Origin of the sequence: Candidatus Leptovillus gracilis (assembly GCA_016716065.1) — a bacterium.
GTDB lineage: Bacteria > Chloroflexota > Anaerolineae > Promineifilales > Promineifilaceae > Leptovillus > Leptovillus gracilis.
The window spans coordinates 16,688-33,403 of the sequence record JADJXA010000004.1; the positions used below are offsets into that span (position 1 = coordinate 16,688).

Genomic DNA, 16,716 nt, shown 5'->3' on the forward strand with positions numbered 1-16,716 from the left:
TGTTTCTCCTAAATTTAGCGGGGGTTAAGGTTTCAACCAACAAAGGAGTTGTCGCTTGATTCGCGGCGCATTATACCCCGCTTTTTGCCGGTGCGACGCACTTATCAAAGTGCGCCGCACCGGGCCATTTTTATTCGCGCGCGATGGAGATTGGCGGCGAGACGCGCTCGAAGAAGGCTTCGCCTAACTGCCCCTCTTGTGAAATGGGTGGCAGGTTCAATGTTCGGATTGGTTTGATTTCGGCCATGACAACACGCCCCCAGGCGTCGGTGGTGAGGCTGTATTCTTGAGCCGGGATGTATTTGGGCGGGGGTTGGGCGGCTGGGGATACGGCCGTTGCCGCATATACGCCCACCAGATCAATTCCCCCAGCTTCGTTTCGGGCAACGCGCGTCCATTGAATATGGCCCATATCGCCGGGCACTTCCAACGCTTTTTTCGCTTCCCAGGCCACCACACGGGTCATGTTGGCAATGCTGTAGAAAATAGGCGGTGGGAGCTGCTGTACGGCCGTTTCCGTAAATTGCCGCAAAGCGCGCATACTCAGTACCAGGGCAAACAAACTGGACAAACCAACACTGCCGGCCCATAACACAAAAAAACGCTTTTCCAGACCAGCCCGTTTGATGGCGTCGTCTATCGCCGCGCGTCGTCTTTCCAGAAAGACCGGGTTTGTGCCGTCAATGACAATGGTGGTGGTGTCGTCGCCAATCTGCACCGCCGCTGTCACGTCGCCGCCGGCCGATGCCGTCAGCCATTCGGTGAAATTGGTGATGCCGATGGGCAATAGGCTGTAAAAAACCACGGGAATAACCAGGGCAAAAATAAGAATGGTGGCCCCGCCTCTTAACCATAACCGCTGTTCCATGTTAGACGCTGTGGGCTGCACCTGGCGCAGATATTGGTTGACGCGCAGCGCCATCCATTCGTCGCCGGTTGAACTTTGAGCAAGCAAGGCCGCGCAGACAACACAGGCCAGGGCAATTGTCAGCGCCTTGCTAAACGCAACCCCCAAAACGAGAGCAGCACCAAAATTAACGATCCCCAGAATCAGCCCCAGCAGCACACCGGTCTCCGCCAAAGGAAAACGGCCGCGCCAGCGCCGGAAGTATTCTGTCTGCGCCAATCCCGAGACGCCCAACCCACCGATGATCACCACCAGGCTGAGTAAAAATCCGTTCAAGAGCGAATCCAAAATTGCGCCCATGGTCACAAACATCAGAATCGCCAACACCAGGCCGATCAAAATGATAGGGATTTTTTCCTGGGTGTTGGCGCCGCGCCAATAATTCATCAGGCGGTTGGATTGAGCGGCAGCGTCCAGGTCCCCATCTGGCGCCAGCAGGTGCAGCCAGTTGCGATTGTCGGCGCCGCAGCGGGGGCAGTTGATGTGCGTTGGCCCATTTTCCGCCTGATTGTCTGCGGGCACTGAACGAGGCATGCTGCGCGTTTCAGGCAGGACAGTACGCAGTGACCGGTTTGGGTCGTAACGCATCTGGGTGACGGCCAATATATCCGGCGCTGCGTCGGCATGGCGGGACCGTCTTTTGCTGTTAGGGTGGTCTTCGGTGATGGCGAACTTTTCCTGGCACGAGACACATTCCAACTGACGGACGACGAGGGTGTCTGGCGGCGAAGGTAATGGAAACATAATGACCTCGATTGGCGACGGCCGTTATAAACTCAATCTCCCCTACACTAGGAACGCAAAACCAACCCGCGCGAAAGACCGGATGATTTCACACTGAGATTGTTATGTACGGCGGTACCTTTACTTAAACATACGCTCTGGCGGCGGAACACGAACCTGGGTTCAAACGTCTGGCGCTGCTTCTAAATTAACCCGGTGTCGTTGACAAGAGAATCAAAGTTAACCTGAATGCCACCACTCCCAGCCAAACGTTGAGTATAGCATAATCGAAACGGCCGTCTTAAATCAAGTATGTTACAGACGATTTCCCACCGTTCACCGCTTATAAACCTGTGTTTTGCATGAATTTTAAGGTTCCTGTCTTGATACCCTTCTACCTTGTCTGTATGCTTATAGTAGTCATGATTCACCACAGAGGCGCCGGGGACACGGAGATGGAATCAATCAATCCTCTGTGTTTTCCGTGCCTCTGTGATGGTATAGGGATGTAAGTTTTATGCGCGTTTGGGTTTTTGTTTTGCGAGATAAATTGTTTTTGCTGGCCGTTTTGCCACTCTTTCTTCTGGCCGCGTGCCAATCGCCGCCAGCGCAGAATGTGCTGGTTGTGGCGCAAGATACGGCGACGGCCGTTCTGCCCACGGCCACGCCAGTCAATACCCCCACACTCGTCCCACCGACGGCCACCCTGCCGCCGCCAGCCACGGAAACGGCCGTGCCCGCCCCAGATTTAGCCATCACCGCCGACAATTTGCATTTCTACCCCGCACCCTATGTGGTAGACGGCGACCAGGTGACAATTCAAATCATCCCCCAGATGCCGGCGGCCGTGAACTGGGAAAATGTTACCGTCCACGTACTGGTCAATGACCAGGAACTTACCAGTGGCCCCCTGATGTGGCGCAATCTGGCAACCAGCCCGGAAGCCCTCTTTGAGTGGGCCTGGGACACGACTGGGCTGGCCGGCGACCACCAGGTGCAAGTTATCCTGGACCGGGATGACCTGGTTCAGATTGGTGATGAAAACCCGGACAACAACCAGGTGACGGCCGTTATCACCGTTCAGCCCCACACCGCCCGCACCGCCGCCGAAGTCAACGCCACCTGGGTCACGGCCGAAAACAACTGCTGCCGCGTCCACGTCGTCACCAACACAGCCGCCTACCGCGACCTGACCGACCTGCTGGTGCTGCTAGACCAGGCCACGGCCCAGGCCGCCGCCCGTCTGAGCGAACCACTGCGGCAGAAAATCGAAATCTATTTTATAGACCGGGTGATTGGGCAAGGGGGCTACGCCGGGTCGGCCATGGTCATCTCTTACCTGGACCGGCAGTACAATGGGCAAGGGCTTTACGAGACGCTGGTTCACGAAAGCACCCATGTGATAGACCGCCAATTTGCGCCACGACGCATCTCTTTCCTGGCCGAGGGTGTAGCTGTTTGGGCCACCGGCGGCCATTACAAACCGGAAGATTTAAACACCCGCAGCGCCGCGCTTTTAACGATGGGCGAATATGTGCCCCTGGCAAACCTGGCCGATGATTTTTATCCGGTGCAGCACGAAGTGGGCTATTTGCAGGCCGGTGGTTTTGTCGAATACCTGGTCAATACCTATGGCTGGTCTCGCTTCCGTGAATTTTACAGTGTTGTGACGCTGGACAACACCGCCTCCGCTTCCGCTGCCCTGGACGCCAATCTCCAGGTGTATTATGAAAAGTCTTTGGCGGAGATGGAAGCTGAGTGGCAGAGCTATCTACGGGCGCTGGTGGTGGATGAAACGGCCGTTACCGATCTGGCCACCACCATTCGTTACTACGACGTGATGCGCCGCTACCAGATTGACTATGATCCCGCCGCCTACTTCCTCACCGCCTGGCTGCCCTATCCCAACGATGTGCAAACCCAGGGCAACACCGCCGATCTCACCCGCCGGCCCCGCGCTGAGGTCAACATCACCCTGGAAGCCATGCTCGCCTCCGCCGATGAAGCGCTGCGGGCTGGTGATTACGGCCGTGCCAACATCTTGCTAGACAGCGTAACCCGCGTTTTAGACAACGACGGCGCATTTCTGGACCCATTGGCGACCAACTATCGCAATATCGTTCGTCAGACCGCCGAAGAAGGGTACGAAGTCCAGCACATCACCCTAAACGGCCAGCGCGCCGAACTCATTGTCACCAAAACCAACACCACTTACCTGAACAAGTTCAATATGGTCCTGCGTGGGCAGGAATGGATTCTGACAAATTAGGCAGCACGCTGCACCAATTCTAATGATGAACCTGGCGTAGGGGCAGGACAGGCGGGCCAACGCCTTGTCCATTTTCCAGCGCCTCTCCTCCCGCCTGTCGCGCCCCAGTTTGGGCAAAAGGGGCGCGACGGCGCGGAGAAAACGCCATTCTTCACTGCCAGCGCCTGACCGCGTCGTCCCGCCCCTACTATAATTGGAATTGCTGGACCGGCTGAAAATTACCTGCCATTTGGTGAAGCATTTTGCCTTTTGTGCTACAATGCCGCCAGCATCCAACCTATGCCTTGCGCCTTGCGAAACCCATCTTATGGGCATAGTCGGTTTAGAATAGACCGCTGACCGGTTCAACTAAACCAAAGCAGAGGGATAACCTATGATCGAAGTTGTAATAGAAAGCATTCGCATCAGCCTTGTCTCCCAGCATCGCATTGTGCTGCTAAAAGAGCTGGATAACGACCGCCAATTGCCCATATGGATTGGTCCCTGTGAAGCAGATGCCATCACCATTGAACTGCAAGATGTCAAAGTCGCCAGACCAGTCACCCATGATCTGCTGAAAAATGTGATAGATGAAATGGGCGGCCGTGTTTCCCATGTGTTGATTCGCGCTTTGCAGGATGGCGTCTTCCACGCCAGTCTATTTGTAGACCGTGATGGCGATTTGCTGGAAGTAGACTGCCGCTCCTCCGACGCCATTGCTTTGGCTGTGCGCGTCAAAGTCCCCATTTTTATCAACGACGACGTGATGGATCAGGCTGGTGTTCTGCCGGAAAGCGACATTCAACAGCCAGAAAGCCCCAAAACAGAAGGCGAAGAAGGCGAAGTGCTAGATATATTTTCTGATTTTGTGGACACGTTGGATTTCGACGATTTCGACGAATAACAACCCGATTTTTCCTCTGTCTGTTACAGGTTCCCGATTATAAAACGTGAAACACGAGTCAGCTTGTGTTTCACGTTTTCCATTTTACTTATGAGCGCAAACGGCGAACGTCTCCCCCCCCATAGTCAGGAAGCAGAAGAAGCGCTTCTGGGTTCTTTGCTGATAGACCCGGATGCCCTCTTTGAAGTCAACAGCTTTTTACGGCCAGAAGCCTTTTACCGCACGCAAAATCGCCGGATTTACGAAGCGATTTTGCGTCTGAGCGACCGGCGCGAACCGGTGGACCTGATCACCCTGACGGAGGAACTGCGCCGCCAGGAGCAGTTGGAGGATGTGGGCGGCGAAGCGTACATCATCAACCTGATCAACATGGTTCCGACGGCGATCAACGCGCCTAATTACGGCCGTCTCGTCGAAGCCACCGCCATCCGCCGCAAACTCGTCTCCGCCGCCAGCGCCATCGCCAACCTGGCCTACGACGAAAAAGAAGACATCAGCGTCGTCATAGACCGCGCCGAACAAACGCTGTTCTCCATCAGCGAAGAGCGCACCACCCGTGACCTGGTTCCCATCCGTCAGATTGCCGCCGAATACCTGGACCGCATTCAAGAACTGCGCGAACGCGGCGATGATGTGGTGGGCATCCCCACCGGCTTTACTGAGCTGGATCGCTTGTTGGGCGGCCTGAACAAATCGGACCTGATCATCATCGCCGCCCGCCCCGGTATGGGCAAAACCTCCCTGCAAAACGCCATGGCCCTGACGGCCGCCACCAAACACGGCAAACGAGTCGCCATGTTCAACCTGGAAATGTCTGGCGAACAGTTGGTGCAGCGCATGATCGCCGCCGAAACGCGCATAGATTCGCAGCGGCTGCGGCGCGGCCAACTGGCCGAGGCGGAAATGCCCATCTTCTTGGAAGCGGTGGGCCGCCTCTCGGAAACGCGCATCTTTATAGATGACACGCCTTCCATTTCGCCCAACCAACTGCGCACCAAGTGCCGCCGCTTATACGCCGAGCATGGTCTGGACCTGGTGATGATTGATTATTTGCAGTTGATGCAAGCGGAGCGCAGCACCAACAACCGCGTGCAAGAAATCAGCGAGATTTCGCGTGGGTTAAAAGGGCTAGCCCGCGAACTGAACGTGCCGGTGATTGCCGCCTCGCAGCTCAGCCGGGCGGTGGAGCAAAGACAGGAGAAACGGCCGTTGCTCTCCGACCTCCGCGAAAGTGGTTCTATCGAACAAGACGCCGACATCGTCATGTTCATCTACCGCGACGAATACTACAATCCCGATACCACCGAACGCCCCAACATCGCCGAACTCAACATCGCCAAACACCGCAACGGCCCCACCGGAACCATAGACCTTTATTGGCACGGCAAACTCGCCACCTTCCGCAACCTCCAGCGCCAGGAAATCAACCTGTAGTGTGGCGGAGCCACATTACAGTCAATAGCCAATGGTCAATGGTCAACTGCCAACGGTTGACAATTGACCATTGACCATTAACAATTAACCCTTATGAAAGGTTTTCCCGGTTTCCCAGATGGCAAAATGCGCCTGACCCAGGTTCCCAACCTTTTTTTCAGCGATTTGCTGCCCATCATAGACAACCTGGCCGAGTTGAAGGTAACGATCTACGCTTTTTGGGCCTTGTCGCAGCGTGAAGGGCAGGTCCGCTACCTGCGCCTGGCCGACTTCCTCAACGATACCGAATTTGTGAAAGGACTTGGCCCTACGCTTAAACTGGCCGCCGAAGCGCTGCTGGACGGCCTCGAACGCGCCGTGGCCCGGGGCACGTTCTTGCACATCAACGTCGAAGGGGCTGATGGCAAGATGGACCTTTATTTTTTGAACACGGAGAAGGGGCGCACGGCCGTAGACGGCATCACCCGTGGCGAATGGCGGCCCAATCCCGATGAAGACGCACCCATTACCCTACTGGTAGAACGGCCCAACATCTTCATCCTCTACGAGCAAAACATCGGCCCCCTCACGCCCATCATCGCCGATGAACTGCGTGACGCCGAACAAGCGTACCCGCCACGCTGGATCGAAGAAGCGATCACCCTCGCCGTCGCCAACAATGCCCGTAAATGGCGTTACATCCTCACCATTCTGGAGCGCTGGCGACAAGAAGGAAAACAAGATGGAACAGGCCGCCGAGATACTCAGAAAGAGCTTCGCAACCAAATACCTGATGAATACCGCGACATTATCAAACGGTGATACGGCCGTATCCGGCCTGGAACAACCTGGTCTGGGCCAACCCGACTGCCCCTTCTGTGGCGGTCTGGGCTACGTTGTGCCCGACGTACCCGCCACCAATCCTGGCTTTGGCCGGGCTGTCGTCTGCGTCTGCCGCGCCGCCGAAGAAGAAATGGCTCGCCAGTCCACCTTGCTGCGCCTCAGCCAAATCGGCATGTTAAAAGATTGCACCTTCGACACTTTCTTGCCAGACGGGCATGGGCTAACCCCAGACAAGCAGCGCAATCTGCGCATGGCCTACGACACAGCGCTGGATTACGCCAAAAATCCGCAAGGCTGGCTGCTGCTCAAAGGCGGCTATGGCTGCGGCAAAACCCATCTGGCAGCGGCCGTTGCCAACCACCGCCTGAACATGGGCCACCCCGTCCTCTTTGTCAACACGCCCGATTTGCTCGACCATTTGCGCGCCACCTACAGCCCTGCCTCCGATACCACCTACGACCAACGCTTCGACCAGGTGCGCAACGCCCCCTTGCTCATCCTGGACGATTTGGGCACGCAAAGCAATACCGAATGGGCGCAAGAAAAGCTGTACCAGATTTTCAACCACCGCTACAACGCCCGCCTGGCCACCATCATCACCACCAACGAAGAATTAGAAGCCATCGAAATTCGCGTCCGCTCGCGCATCATGGATTTAAGCCTGGTGCGCATCGTGCCCATCACCGCGCCCGATTTCCGCCACACCGGCGTAGACCAGGAGCAGTCGGAGCTTTCTACCCTCAGCCTGCACAACGACCAGATTTTTGAGCGGTTCGACTTGCGCGAACGGGAGCTGCCGCGGGGGCAGGCCGAAAACTTGCGCCGCGCATTCGAAACGGCGCGAGAATTTGCCGAACAGCCGGCCGATTGGTTGGTGTTCAACAGCATGGCCTACGGCAACGGCAAAACCCACCTGGCGGCAGCCATCGCCAACTACGTTGCCAAACAGGGGCAGCCGGTGCTGTTCATCGTCGTGCCCGATTTGCTGGACCATTTGCGGGCGACGTTTAACCCGGCCAGCGGCGTGCGCCTGGACAAGCGCTTCGACGAAGTTAAAAAAGCGCCGCTGTTGGTGCTGGACGATCTAGGCACAGAAAGCGCCACCGCCTGGGCGCGGGAAAAATTGTACCAACTCTTCAATTACCGCTACGCCGCCCGCCTGCCCACCGTCATCACTACCGCCACGCCGGTAGACGAAATTGACCCCCGTTTGGCGACGCGGATGCTGGATGGCAGCCGCTGCACCTTCTTCCTGATCGAAGCGCCCAGCTATCGCGGCGGCGTGAAGCCCCGGCGCAGCCGCGGCGGGCAGAAGTAAGTCTGTCGTGCGTCAGGTGAATGCACAACACGGCCGTCTTGCCCACCACCCCTGCGTGAGTTAAACTCCGCAAGCCTTATCAACTTTAATGTCAACCAGGAGAACGGCCGTGTTCGTCGGCTTGCTAAAAACCATGCGTCCACGCCAGTGGACCAAAAACGTCTTTGTCTTTGTCGCCCTTTTCTTCGACGGCAAGATCACCGACCCAACCAGCGTTTTGCGCACCCTGGCCGCTTTTGTGCTGCTGTGCCTCATGTCCAGCGCCGTCTACATCATGAACGACCTCAGCGACATCGAAAGCGACCGCCAGCATCCGGTGAAGCGCAACCGGCCGTTAGCCGCCGGTCAACTCAGCCCCACCATCGCCGTCATCATGATCATCCTATTTGCGGTCGGCAGCCTGGTCGCCGGATTTTTCCTCTCGCCGCCCCTGGCTTTGGTTTTATTGGGCTACCTGATCATCCAGATCGCCTACACCTTTTACCTGAAAAACGTCGTCCTACTGGACGTATTTGTTGTGGCTTTTGGCTTCATTTTGCGCATCGCCGCCGGTGTGGTGGTGATAGACGTGCAGCGTTTTTCCCCCTGGCTTTACGTGTTTGGCGGCTTCCTGGCCCTCTTCATGATTTTGGGCAAGCGGCGGCACGAATTGGTGTTGTTGGGCGAAGACGCCGGCGGCCATCGCTCCAGCCTGGACGAGTACAGCCTGGAACTGATAGACCTGCTGTTGATGATTGTCACCACCAGCGCCGTCGCCGCCTACAGCCTCTACACCTTCCTGGCCGAGGGTTTGCCGGGCAACCATATGATGATGCTCACCATCCCGTTTGTGCTGTACGGCATTTTTCGCTATCTCTACCTGATCCACGTGCGGCACGAAGGCGGCGCGCCGGAAGAAATTTTGCTCCGCGACCGACCGATGCAAGTGACGCTGGCGCTGTATGGCGCGGTGGTCTTTACCGCCCTCTATCTACTCAACTAGCCTCCCGCCATGACCTGCGCCACTGCCCCCGGTAAGATTATTTTGTTTGGCGAACACGCTGTGGTATACGGCCGTCCCGCCATTGCCGCCCCCCTTTCCCAACTACGGGCGACGGCCGTTGTCGAAGACAGCCCCACCCCCGGCATCCGCCTGCTGGCCGCCGATCTGGGCACAAACATCTTGTTAGACGAAGCCGCCCCCGACGACCCGGTCGCCGCTGTGGTGCGCCAACTGCAAACGGCCGCCCATCTCCCCCGCCTGCCCGACCTGACCATCACCATCACCAGCCAGATTCCCATCGCCAGCGGCCTGGGCAGCGGCGCGGCCATCACCGCCGCCGTCATTCGCGCCCTGGCGCAGCACCTCTGTCTGGCGCACCTTTCCAGCGATGATTGGGTGTCTAACCTCACTTACGAGATCGAAAAAATCCATCACGGCACGCCCAGCGGCATAGACAACACCGTCGTCGCCTACGAAAGGCCGGTCTACTTTGTGCGCCAGCAGCCGCAAAACCGCATCGAACCGTTTGCCGTGGCCCAACCGCTGCGCCTGTTGGTAGCCGACACCGGCCAGAGCAGCAGCACCAAAGCCGTCGTTGGCGATGTGCGCCGTCAGTGGCAGGCGGACCCGGCCCATTTTGAGGCAATTTTTGATGGCTGTGGCCGCATCGCCCGCCAGGCGCGTCAGGCCATTGAGACTGGCGACCTGACACAGGTCGGGCAGTTGATGGACGAGAATCACCGCCTGCTGCAAGAGATGACGGTTTCGTCGGCGGCGCTGGATGGGCTGGTGTTGGCGGCCAGGGCTGCCGGCGCGTTGGGGGCTAAACTGAGCGGCGCGGGGCGCGGCGGTAATATGATTGCGCTGGTGACGACGGCGGGGGAAACGGCCGTCACCCAGTCCCTCTACCAGGCTGGCGCCCGCGCTGTCTTCAGCACCGTCCTCGCCTCGACTTCCCCGATTCCCGACAATGAGATATGATACAGGTGTGTTGCGCTAAATCTAATCTGATGGTCGCAATGCACCAGCGGGCACGACAATGAAACCGGTAATCCACCGTGGCCTTCGTGGTGAAATCCCAGATAACCTGTACGGGTACACTTTAAAATGAAAAAGCCAGCCCCAGGGCTGGCTCATCCGTCTCAGAAAGAAAGCAGTTAGCTTTTGGCTTGGGTTTTCAAGCAGCGCGTGCACACATACTTGCGCACTTTACGGCCGTCATCCTGCATACTAACACGTTGAATATTCGGCTTAAACTGCCGCTTACTTTTTCGTTCTGAAAAGCTGCGAATATTACCAGACATGGGCTTCTTGCCACAAATTTCACATTTAGCCATAATTTCACCTCACCTGGACAAAGTAAAAGCGACCCCTTGCGGTCGCTCAGATTCATAACGAACGAGTGAAGATTATAAACAATCAGGTTTTTTTATGCAAGGTGGTGCAGTTTGTTAGTTGGTTAGCCAAAAGCGATCCAACAGACCAACAAACCTGTTGACCAACCAGATTCCCTGACACAGGCGATTGGACAGGAGTGACCATGCCTACAAAAGATGAACCGCTAGGAACCATTGACATCTCGACCGCTACGATAGCTACCATCGCCAACCAGGCTGTGAACCAATGTTACGGGGTTGTGGGCATGGCCAGCAAAAATCTGGTGAATGGCATCGCCCACCTGTTGGCCTGGGATGGCGGCCGGCGGGGGATTGAAATTGTTATTGAAAATGAAGAGATCGTGATAGATGTTTATGTCATTGTGGAGTATGGCGTGCGCATTCGCACGGTGGCTGAGAGCATTCAGAGTACCGTCAAATACCATGTCGAAAAAGCCATAGGGCTGCCGGTACGAGACGTGAACGTCTATGTTCAGGGATTACGGATAAATCGGGACAAATAAGCCAGGCCGGCCGACAGATGAGGCCGCTTTGGCCGCAGCCCGCCCAGGTAAACAGATAGAATCGCACAAGCTGCCAAGAAACCTGAAAGGTTTTTGTCCCTGAGACAAAACGCTTCCGGTCTTGGAAAACGGCCGTTGCCCATACACCACTCCCGGTGTTCACGCTTGCGGCCCAGACCAACCCGCCATTTTGGAGGAAGAGGATAGTGACGACAAACAGTTCTGCCGACGCACCCCCGATTGACCGCAAATGGTTACAGTGCAACGGACAACAACTGCGAAAAATGGCCCACGCCGGATTGCTCTGGCTGGAAAGAAACCATGAAAAGGTGAACGCCCTGAACGTTTTCCCCGTGCCCGATGGCGACACCGGCACCAATATGTTGTTGACCATGCGCTCGGCCTATAAACAGATTCAAGATAACTATACCACCCACGTGGGTAAGATGTCTGGTGATCTATCTTATGGCGCATTGATGGGCGCTCGTGGCAATTCGGGCGTCATTTTGAGCCAGATATGGCGTGGTTTAGCCAAACCGTTGAAGGGCAAAGAGAGCTTCAACGCCGATGACCTGGCCGATGCGTTGCAGCAGGCCGCCGACACCGCTTATGGCGGGGTGATGAAACCGGTGGAAGGCACCATCCTCACCGTCATTCGCGCCGGGGCCGACGAAGCGGCTAATTCGGTACTGATCACCAAAGATTTGCGCTTTTTGTTGGCGCGGGTGCTGGAACGGTGCGAGCAGGCGTTGGAGAAAACGCCAGACCTGCTGCCGGTGCTAAAACAGGCTGGTGTGGTGGATTCCGGCGGTCAGGGGCTGGTTTATATTTTGGAGGGGATGCTGCGTTATGCCAAAGGTGAGCTGTCGTTGGAGCCGGTGGTGGTAACGGCCGTTATCCCGTCCACCACCAGCACCCCGGCTCAGGCACACGCCATTCCCGAAGGCGGCGAGCTGGAAAATCCCTACGACGTGCAGTTCATCCTCATGGGCCAAAACCTGAACGTCGAAGAAGTGCGGCAGCGCATAGACGCCATGGGCGACTCCACCGTCGTCGTCGGCGATGAAACGACTATCAAAGTCCACATCCACGTCAAAAACCCCGGCGAACCGTTGAGTTATGGCATCAGCCTGGGGCGTATTACCGACGTGGTGGTGGAAAACATGCAAATGCAGATGGAAGAGATTATCGGCGAGCGAGAAACGGCCGTTTTCCCCAGCAACGGCCACGCGGAACCGCCGCCAATGGCCGTGCAGCCCGGCCAGATCGGCGTCATTGCCGTAGCCGCCGGCAAGGGCCTTGCCAGCATCTTCCATAGTCTTGGCGCGGCTTATATTGTCAACGGCGGCCAGACCAACAACCCCAGTACCGAAGAAATTTTCCAGGCCATTCAAGACGTGCCCACAGACAAGGTGATCATCCTACCCAACAACAAGAACATCGTCCTGGCCTCCGAAGCAGCCCGCGACCTCAGCCCGAAACAGGTGCGTGTCGTCACGACCCGCACCATCCCCCAGGGCTTCAACGCCATGCTGCACCACGACCCGGATGGCGACCTGGATGAAGTAGCCGAAGCGATGGCTGCCTCCCTGTCCCATGTGGCTACCGGCGAAATCACCCGCGCCGTCCGTTCGGTAACGCTGGATGGGGTGACGGTGAATGAAGGCGAGATTATTGGGTTGGTCAACGGCCGTCTCTGCGCTTCCGGCCACCATTTACATGACGTATTGGCTGAAATGCTGACCGCCATGGACATGGACAATCGGGAGCTGCTCTCGCTGTATTACGGCCGTGATGTCCTCCCTGCCGATGCCCAGCAAGTGGCCGAACAAATCGGCATGTTGTACCCAGACGCCGAAATCGAAGTCCTGCCCGGCGGGCAAGCCCACTATTTTTACATTCTTGGGGCTGAATAAAGGAACCCTTATGACTGTTAAAATCGTCGCTGACAGCGCTTGTGACGTGCCCGAACATCTGGCGCGCGAACTAGACATCACCATCGTGCCGGTGTATATCAACGTGGGCGAGCAGAGCTTTTTGGAAAACGTGGAGATTTCCCGCGAGCAGTTTTACCACAACCTGCCCACCTATTCGGTGTACCCAACAACAGCCGCGCCGGCTGTAGGGTCGTTTACGGCCGTTTACGACAACCTGGCCGCCGCCGGCGCCACCGACATTCTGTCCATCCACATTGCCTCCAGCCTCAGCGCCACCTTCAACGCCGCCCGCCTGGGCGCCGAAGCCGCCGCCGCGCCGGTGACGGTCTTCGATTCCGAGCAGATCACCATGGGCAGTGGGCTGCAAGTGCTGGCCGCCGCCCAAGCCGCCGCCGCCGGACACAGCGTGGCCGACATTGTGACTATGCTGCGCCAGCGGGTGCCGCGCACCCGCGTGTTTGGCATGATTGATTCGTTAGAATCGCTGCGCCGCAGTGGGCGCGTGAATTGGGCGCAGTTTGGCCTGGGAACCCTGCTGCAAATCAAACCGGTGATGATGATCCACCGGGGCGATGTTTCCGTGGTCGCCCGTATCCGCACGCGCAAAAAGGCGCTCAGCCACACCATCGAGATGGTGCAGCAGTTTGGCCCCTTCGAGCGGCTCGCCATCATCCACGTCAACGCCCCCGAAGCCGCCGAGGAATTGCGGCAGATGGCCGAGGGTGTGTTATCATCCACCCATCCACCGATGATCATGGGCATTACCCCGGCCATCGGCACACACCTGGGGCTGGGCGCTGTCGGCTTTGCCTGCATCGCCACCCAAGACCATAATTAAGTAATCGTCTAAGAATAACTTCCTGTTTTTAGATTGGACCAATCTTGGAGAGTGGTCCAATCTGGGCCATGTAATTTCTGGATAAGCACTAACCACCCCGGTAAAGAGCGTCGCAAACATTTCCGGCCGCTTTGCCATACGTCAGGTATCTATGACACGAGCATTCAACAGACTACAACGGGTATTGGAATTAGAAGGGCAGCAAGGGTATCAAAACAAAGCTGTCGTCGGCGGCATCCGCCAATTTGCTGTTTTTTGGGTAGAGCAGGCCCGCGCTGAGGCGACCGATGAACTGGACCAGGCGTTGGTGGAGCAGGTGGGCGAGGTGCTGCTGGATTACGGCCGTCTCCCCGGCCCAGAAGCGCGCCAAAAAGCGATCCAAAATCTGCAAGACAGCTTACAACGACGGCAAAAACGGCTGGGAGCCAGCGCCCCCTCGGCGGCCAAACCGGCGCCCCCGCCGCCCAAGAGGAAACAACCGTCCCCCCCACCGCCGTCTAAACCGGCGGCGGTGAAAGAGGCAATCGAAGAAACCGATGAGGAATTGGAGGAAATCCAGCCGGAAGCGCCGCAAGAAAGGAAACGGCCGTCTACCCCTCCCACCTTGTCCCAGGCAGAACCCGACCCGGCCGGCCTGGCCCAACCCACCACCTCCCTCAAAGGCATCGGCCCCAAAATTGCCCAATCCCTGGAAAAATTAGGCGCGCAGACCATCTGGGACCTGCTCTTCATCTTCCCCCGCCGCTACGACGACTACACCCTGATGAAACCCATCAAAGACCTGGTCTACGGTGAACAAGTCACCGTCATTGGCACGGTGTGGCAGACCAGCGCCAAACGCATTCGCGGCAGCCAGGTCATGGTCCAGTCTATGATCAGCGACGGCAGCGGAACCATTCAAGTTACCTGGTTTAATCAGCCCTGGCTGGCCGAAAAGCTCAAAGCAGGGATGCAGGTGGTTATCAGCGGCAAAGTAGATCAATTCCTGGGCCGATTGGTGTTCAACTCGCCCGAATGGGAACCGCTGGAAATGGACCCGCTGAAAACCCGCCGCATTGTGCCGGTTTATCCGCTGACGGCCGGCCTGAACAGCAATCGGATGCGCGACATTATGCAAGCGGCCGTTTCCCACTGGAGTCCACGGGTGCCGGAACCATTACCGGCCGATGTGCGCCGCCGCCAGGACCTCTACTCGCTGCCCCAGGCCATCAGCCAGACCCACTTCCCCGAAAGCCAGGACACTCTCTTCCATGCCCGGCGGCGGCTGATCTTCGACGAACTATTCCTGCTGCAATTGGGTATGCAAGGCTTCCGGCGTGATTGGCAGGCGCAGCCTGGCCTGCCGCTCCTATTCGACCTGGAATCGCTGACCCCATTTTACACAAGCCTGCCCTTTGCCCTCACCGGCGCACAGCAGCGGGTAATCGGCGAAATCGCCGCCGACCTCGCCCGCAGCATCCCCATGAACCGCCTGCTGCAAGGCGACGTGGGGTCCGGCAAAACGGTGGTGGCGGCAGCGGCCATGCTCATGGCGGCCAAAGCCGGGGCGCAGGCCGCCCTGATGGCCCCCACGGAAATTTTGGCCGAGCAGCATTACCAGGGGCTAAGCAAACTGCTGACGCCGCTGGGCGTCAACGTTTGCCTGCTCACCGGCAGCACCCCTGCGGCCGAAAAAACGCGCATCTACGCCGAATTGGCTGATGGGACCATCCATGTCGCCACCGGAACCCACGCCCTGATTCAGCCGGGTGTGCAGTTCCACACGCTGGCCCTGTCGGTGATAGACGAGCAGCACCGCTTTGGCGTGGACCAACGTCAGGCGCTGCGCGACAAAGGCGCGCCCAATGGGAGCGGCGTCGCCAGCCCGCACGTATTGGTCATGTCGGCCACCCCCATCCCGCGCACATTGGCTCTGTCATTGTATGGCGATCTGGACCTGTCGCTGTTGGATGAGATGCCGCCTGGCCGCCAGGAAATTAAGACCCGCTGGCTGCGCAGCAGCGAACGTGAACGGGCCTACTCTTTTGTGCGGCGGCAGGTGAAGGCCGGCCGTCAGGCGTACATCATCTACCCGCTGGTGGAAGAGTCGGACAAGATAGACGCCAAAGCGGCCGTCGCCGAGCATGAGCGCCTGCAGACCGAGGTGTTTCCTGATTTGCGGGTGGGGCTGATACACGGCCGTCTTAAATCTGACGAGAAGGAAGCGGCTATGCGCGCTTTCTACAGCGGCGACAGCCACATTTTGGTGGCCACATCGGTCATCGAAGTGGGCGTAGATGTGCCCAACAGCACGGTGATGGTGATTGAAGGGGCCAACCGCTTTGGTCTGGCGCAGCTACACCAGTTCCGCGGGCGCGTGGGGCGCGGCGAACACCAATCCTACTGCCTGCTCATCGCCGACAACGAATCGGCCGAAGCCGAAGAACGCCTCAGCGCCCTGGAAAAAACCAACGATGGTTTTGTGCTGGCGGAAAAAGACCTGGAAATTCGTGGTCCCGGCGAGTTTTTCGGCCGTCGCCAGAGCGGCATACCGGAACTGCGTCTGGCTTCCCTGCTGGATATGGAGATGTTGACCATCGCCCGCAGCGAGGCCGAACTACTTTTCCACGCCGATCCCAACCTGGAGGAGCCGCAGCACCGCTGGCTGGCCGAACGAGTACACAAGTTCTGGGAACAGGCCGGCGACGTAAGCTGATCGTCGTA

The 16,716-nt window shown here is 57.7% G+C and carries 13 protein-coding genes; 11 read left to right on the plus strand and 2 right to left on the minus strand.

All coding sequences use genetic code 11. From position 1 onward, the window contains the following. Positions 1 to 130: 130 nt before the first annotated feature. Entirely contained in the window at positions 131 to 1,651 is a 1,521-nt protein-coding gene (locus IPM39_12855) for a magnesium transporter (protein ID MBK8986944.1), read from the minus strand. Between the two features lie 496 nt (positions 1,652 to 2,147). Between IPM39_12855 and IPM39_12860 the strand changes: the two genes are divergently transcribed. The 7 genes from IPM39_12860 to mvk all read left to right on the plus strand — a co-directional run bounded on the left by IPM39_12860 (position 2,148) and on the right by mvk (position 10,319). Beyond that, the gene (locus IPM39_12860; GenBank protein ID MBK8986945.1) at positions 2,148 to 3,899 is read left to right on the plus strand and encodes a hypothetical protein; all 1,752 of its coding nucleotides are present in this window, start codon (positions 2,148 to 2,150) and stop codon (positions 3,897 to 3,899) included. Positions 3,900 to 4,272: 373 nt separating this feature from the next. After that, on the plus strand, positions 4,273 to 4,782 hold the full coding sequence (locus IPM39_12865) for a bifunctional nuclease family protein (protein MBK8986946.1): 510 nt from the start codon (positions 4,273 to 4,275) through the stop codon (positions 4,780 to 4,782). A gap of 90 nt (positions 4,783 to 4,872) precedes the next feature. Then, a complete protein-coding gene (gene dnaB / locus IPM39_12870; protein MBK8986947.1) occupies positions 4,873 to 6,216 on the plus strand; it encodes a replicative DNA helicase in 1,344 nt (447 codons plus the stop codon). 93 nt (positions 6,217 to 6,309) lie between these two features. Continuing rightward, positions 6,310 to 7,017 carry a DnaD domain protein gene (locus tag IPM39_12875; GenBank protein ID MBK8986948.1) on the plus strand — a complete coding sequence of 236 codons (708 nt, stop codon included), beginning with the start codon at positions 6,310 to 6,312 and terminating at the stop codon, positions 7,015 to 7,017. Continuing rightward, on the plus strand, positions 6,989 to 8,356 hold the full coding sequence (locus IPM39_12880; GenBank protein ID MBK8986949.1) for an ATP-binding protein: 1,368 nt from the start codon (positions 6,989 to 6,991) through the stop codon (positions 8,354 to 8,356). The genes IPM39_12875 and IPM39_12880 overlap by 29 nt, the downstream gene beginning before the upstream one ends. Before the next feature lie 88 nt (positions 8,357 to 8,444). Further along, positions 8,445 to 9,338, plus strand: a complete 894-nt coding sequence (locus IPM39_12885; protein MBK8986950.1) for a decaprenyl-phosphate phosphoribosyltransferase — start codon at positions 8,445 to 8,447, stop codon at positions 9,336 to 9,338. Between the two features lie 9 nt (positions 9,339 to 9,347). After that, positions 9,348 to 10,319, plus strand: a complete 972-nt coding sequence (mvk, locus tag IPM39_12890) for a mevalonate kinase (protein ID MBK8986951.1) — start codon at positions 9,348 to 9,350, stop codon at positions 10,317 to 10,319. Between the two features lie 176 nt (positions 10,320 to 10,495). Here mvk and IPM39_12895 read toward each other — a convergent pair whose 3' ends face one another. Continuing rightward, on the minus strand, positions 10,496 to 10,675 hold the full coding sequence (locus IPM39_12895) for a 50S ribosomal protein L28 (protein MBK8986952.1): 180 nt from the start codon (positions 10,673 to 10,675) through the stop codon (positions 10,496 to 10,498). A 203-nt stretch (positions 10,676 to 10,878) separates the two neighbouring features. On the opposite strand from IPM39_12895, the gene IPM39_12900 reads away from it, so the two are divergent. From IPM39_12900 to recG, 4 genes are all read left to right on the plus strand, one after another. Then, entirely contained in the window at positions 10,879 to 11,238 is a 360-nt protein-coding gene (locus tag IPM39_12900; protein MBK8986953.1) for an Asp23/Gls24 family envelope stress response protein, read from the plus strand. A 206-nt stretch (positions 11,239 to 11,444) separates the two neighbouring features. Further along, complete coding sequence (locus IPM39_12905; protein ID MBK8986954.1) at positions 11,445 to 13,154, plus strand: DAK2 domain-containing protein; 1,710 nt, start codon at positions 11,445 to 11,447, stop codon at positions 13,152 to 13,154. A gap of 10 nt (positions 13,155 to 13,164) precedes the next feature. Next, positions 13,165 to 14,013: a DegV family protein gene (locus IPM39_12910; GenBank protein MBK8986955.1), complete on the plus strand. Its 849-nt coding sequence runs from the start codon at positions 13,165 to 13,167 to the stop codon at positions 14,011 to 14,013. 151 nt (positions 14,014 to 14,164) lie between these two features. After that, positions 14,165 to 16,708, plus strand: a complete 2,544-nt coding sequence (gene recG, locus IPM39_12915; GenBank protein MBK8986956.1) for an ATP-dependent DNA helicase RecG — start codon at positions 14,165 to 14,167, stop codon at positions 16,706 to 16,708. The last annotated feature ends 8 nt before the right edge of the window (positions 16,709 to 16,716 follow it).

Bases quoted from the DNA above. Each gene is read 5' to 3' on its own strand.
- IPM39_12855 (MBK8986944.1), bottom strand. From the start codon at position 1,651: ATGTTTCCATTACCTTCGCCGCCAGACACCCTCGTCGTCCGTCAGTTG.
- IPM39_12860 (MBK8986945.1), top strand. From the start codon at position 2,148: ATGCGCGTTTGGGTTTTTGTTTTGCGAGATAAATTGTTTTTGCTGGCC.
- IPM39_12865 (MBK8986946.1), top strand. From the start codon at position 4,273: ATGATCGAAGTTGTAATAGAAAGCATTCGCATCAGCCTTGTCTCCCAG.
- dnaB (MBK8986947.1), top strand. From the start codon at position 4,873: ATGAGCGCAAACGGCGAACGTCTCCCCCCCCATAGTCAGGAAGCAGAA.
- IPM39_12875 (MBK8986948.1), top strand. From the start codon at position 6,310: ATGAAAGGTTTTCCCGGTTTCCCAGATGGCAAAATGCGCCTGACCCAG.
- IPM39_12880 (MBK8986949.1), top strand. From the start codon at position 6,989: ATGAATACCGCGACATTATCAAACGGTGATACGGCCGTATCCGGCCTG.
- IPM39_12885 (MBK8986950.1), top strand. From the start codon at position 8,445: ATGTCAACCAGGAGAACGGCCGTGTTCGTCGGCTTGCTAAAAACCATG.
- mvk (MBK8986951.1), top strand. From the start codon at position 9,348: ATGACCTGCGCCACTGCCCCCGGTAAGATTATTTTGTTTGGCGAACAC.
- IPM39_12895 (MBK8986952.1), bottom strand. From the start codon at position 10,675: ATGGCTAAATGTGAAATTTGTGGCAAGAAGCCCATGTCTGGTAATATT.
- IPM39_12900 (MBK8986953.1), top strand. From the start codon at position 10,879: ATGCCTACAAAAGATGAACCGCTAGGAACCATTGACATCTCGACCGCT.
- IPM39_12910 (MBK8986955.1), top strand. From the start codon at position 13,165: ATGACTGTTAAAATCGTCGCTGACAGCGCTTGTGACGTGCCCGAACAT.
- recG (MBK8986956.1), top strand. From the start codon at position 14,165: ATGACACGAGCATTCAACAGACTACAACGGGTATTGGAATTAGAAGGG.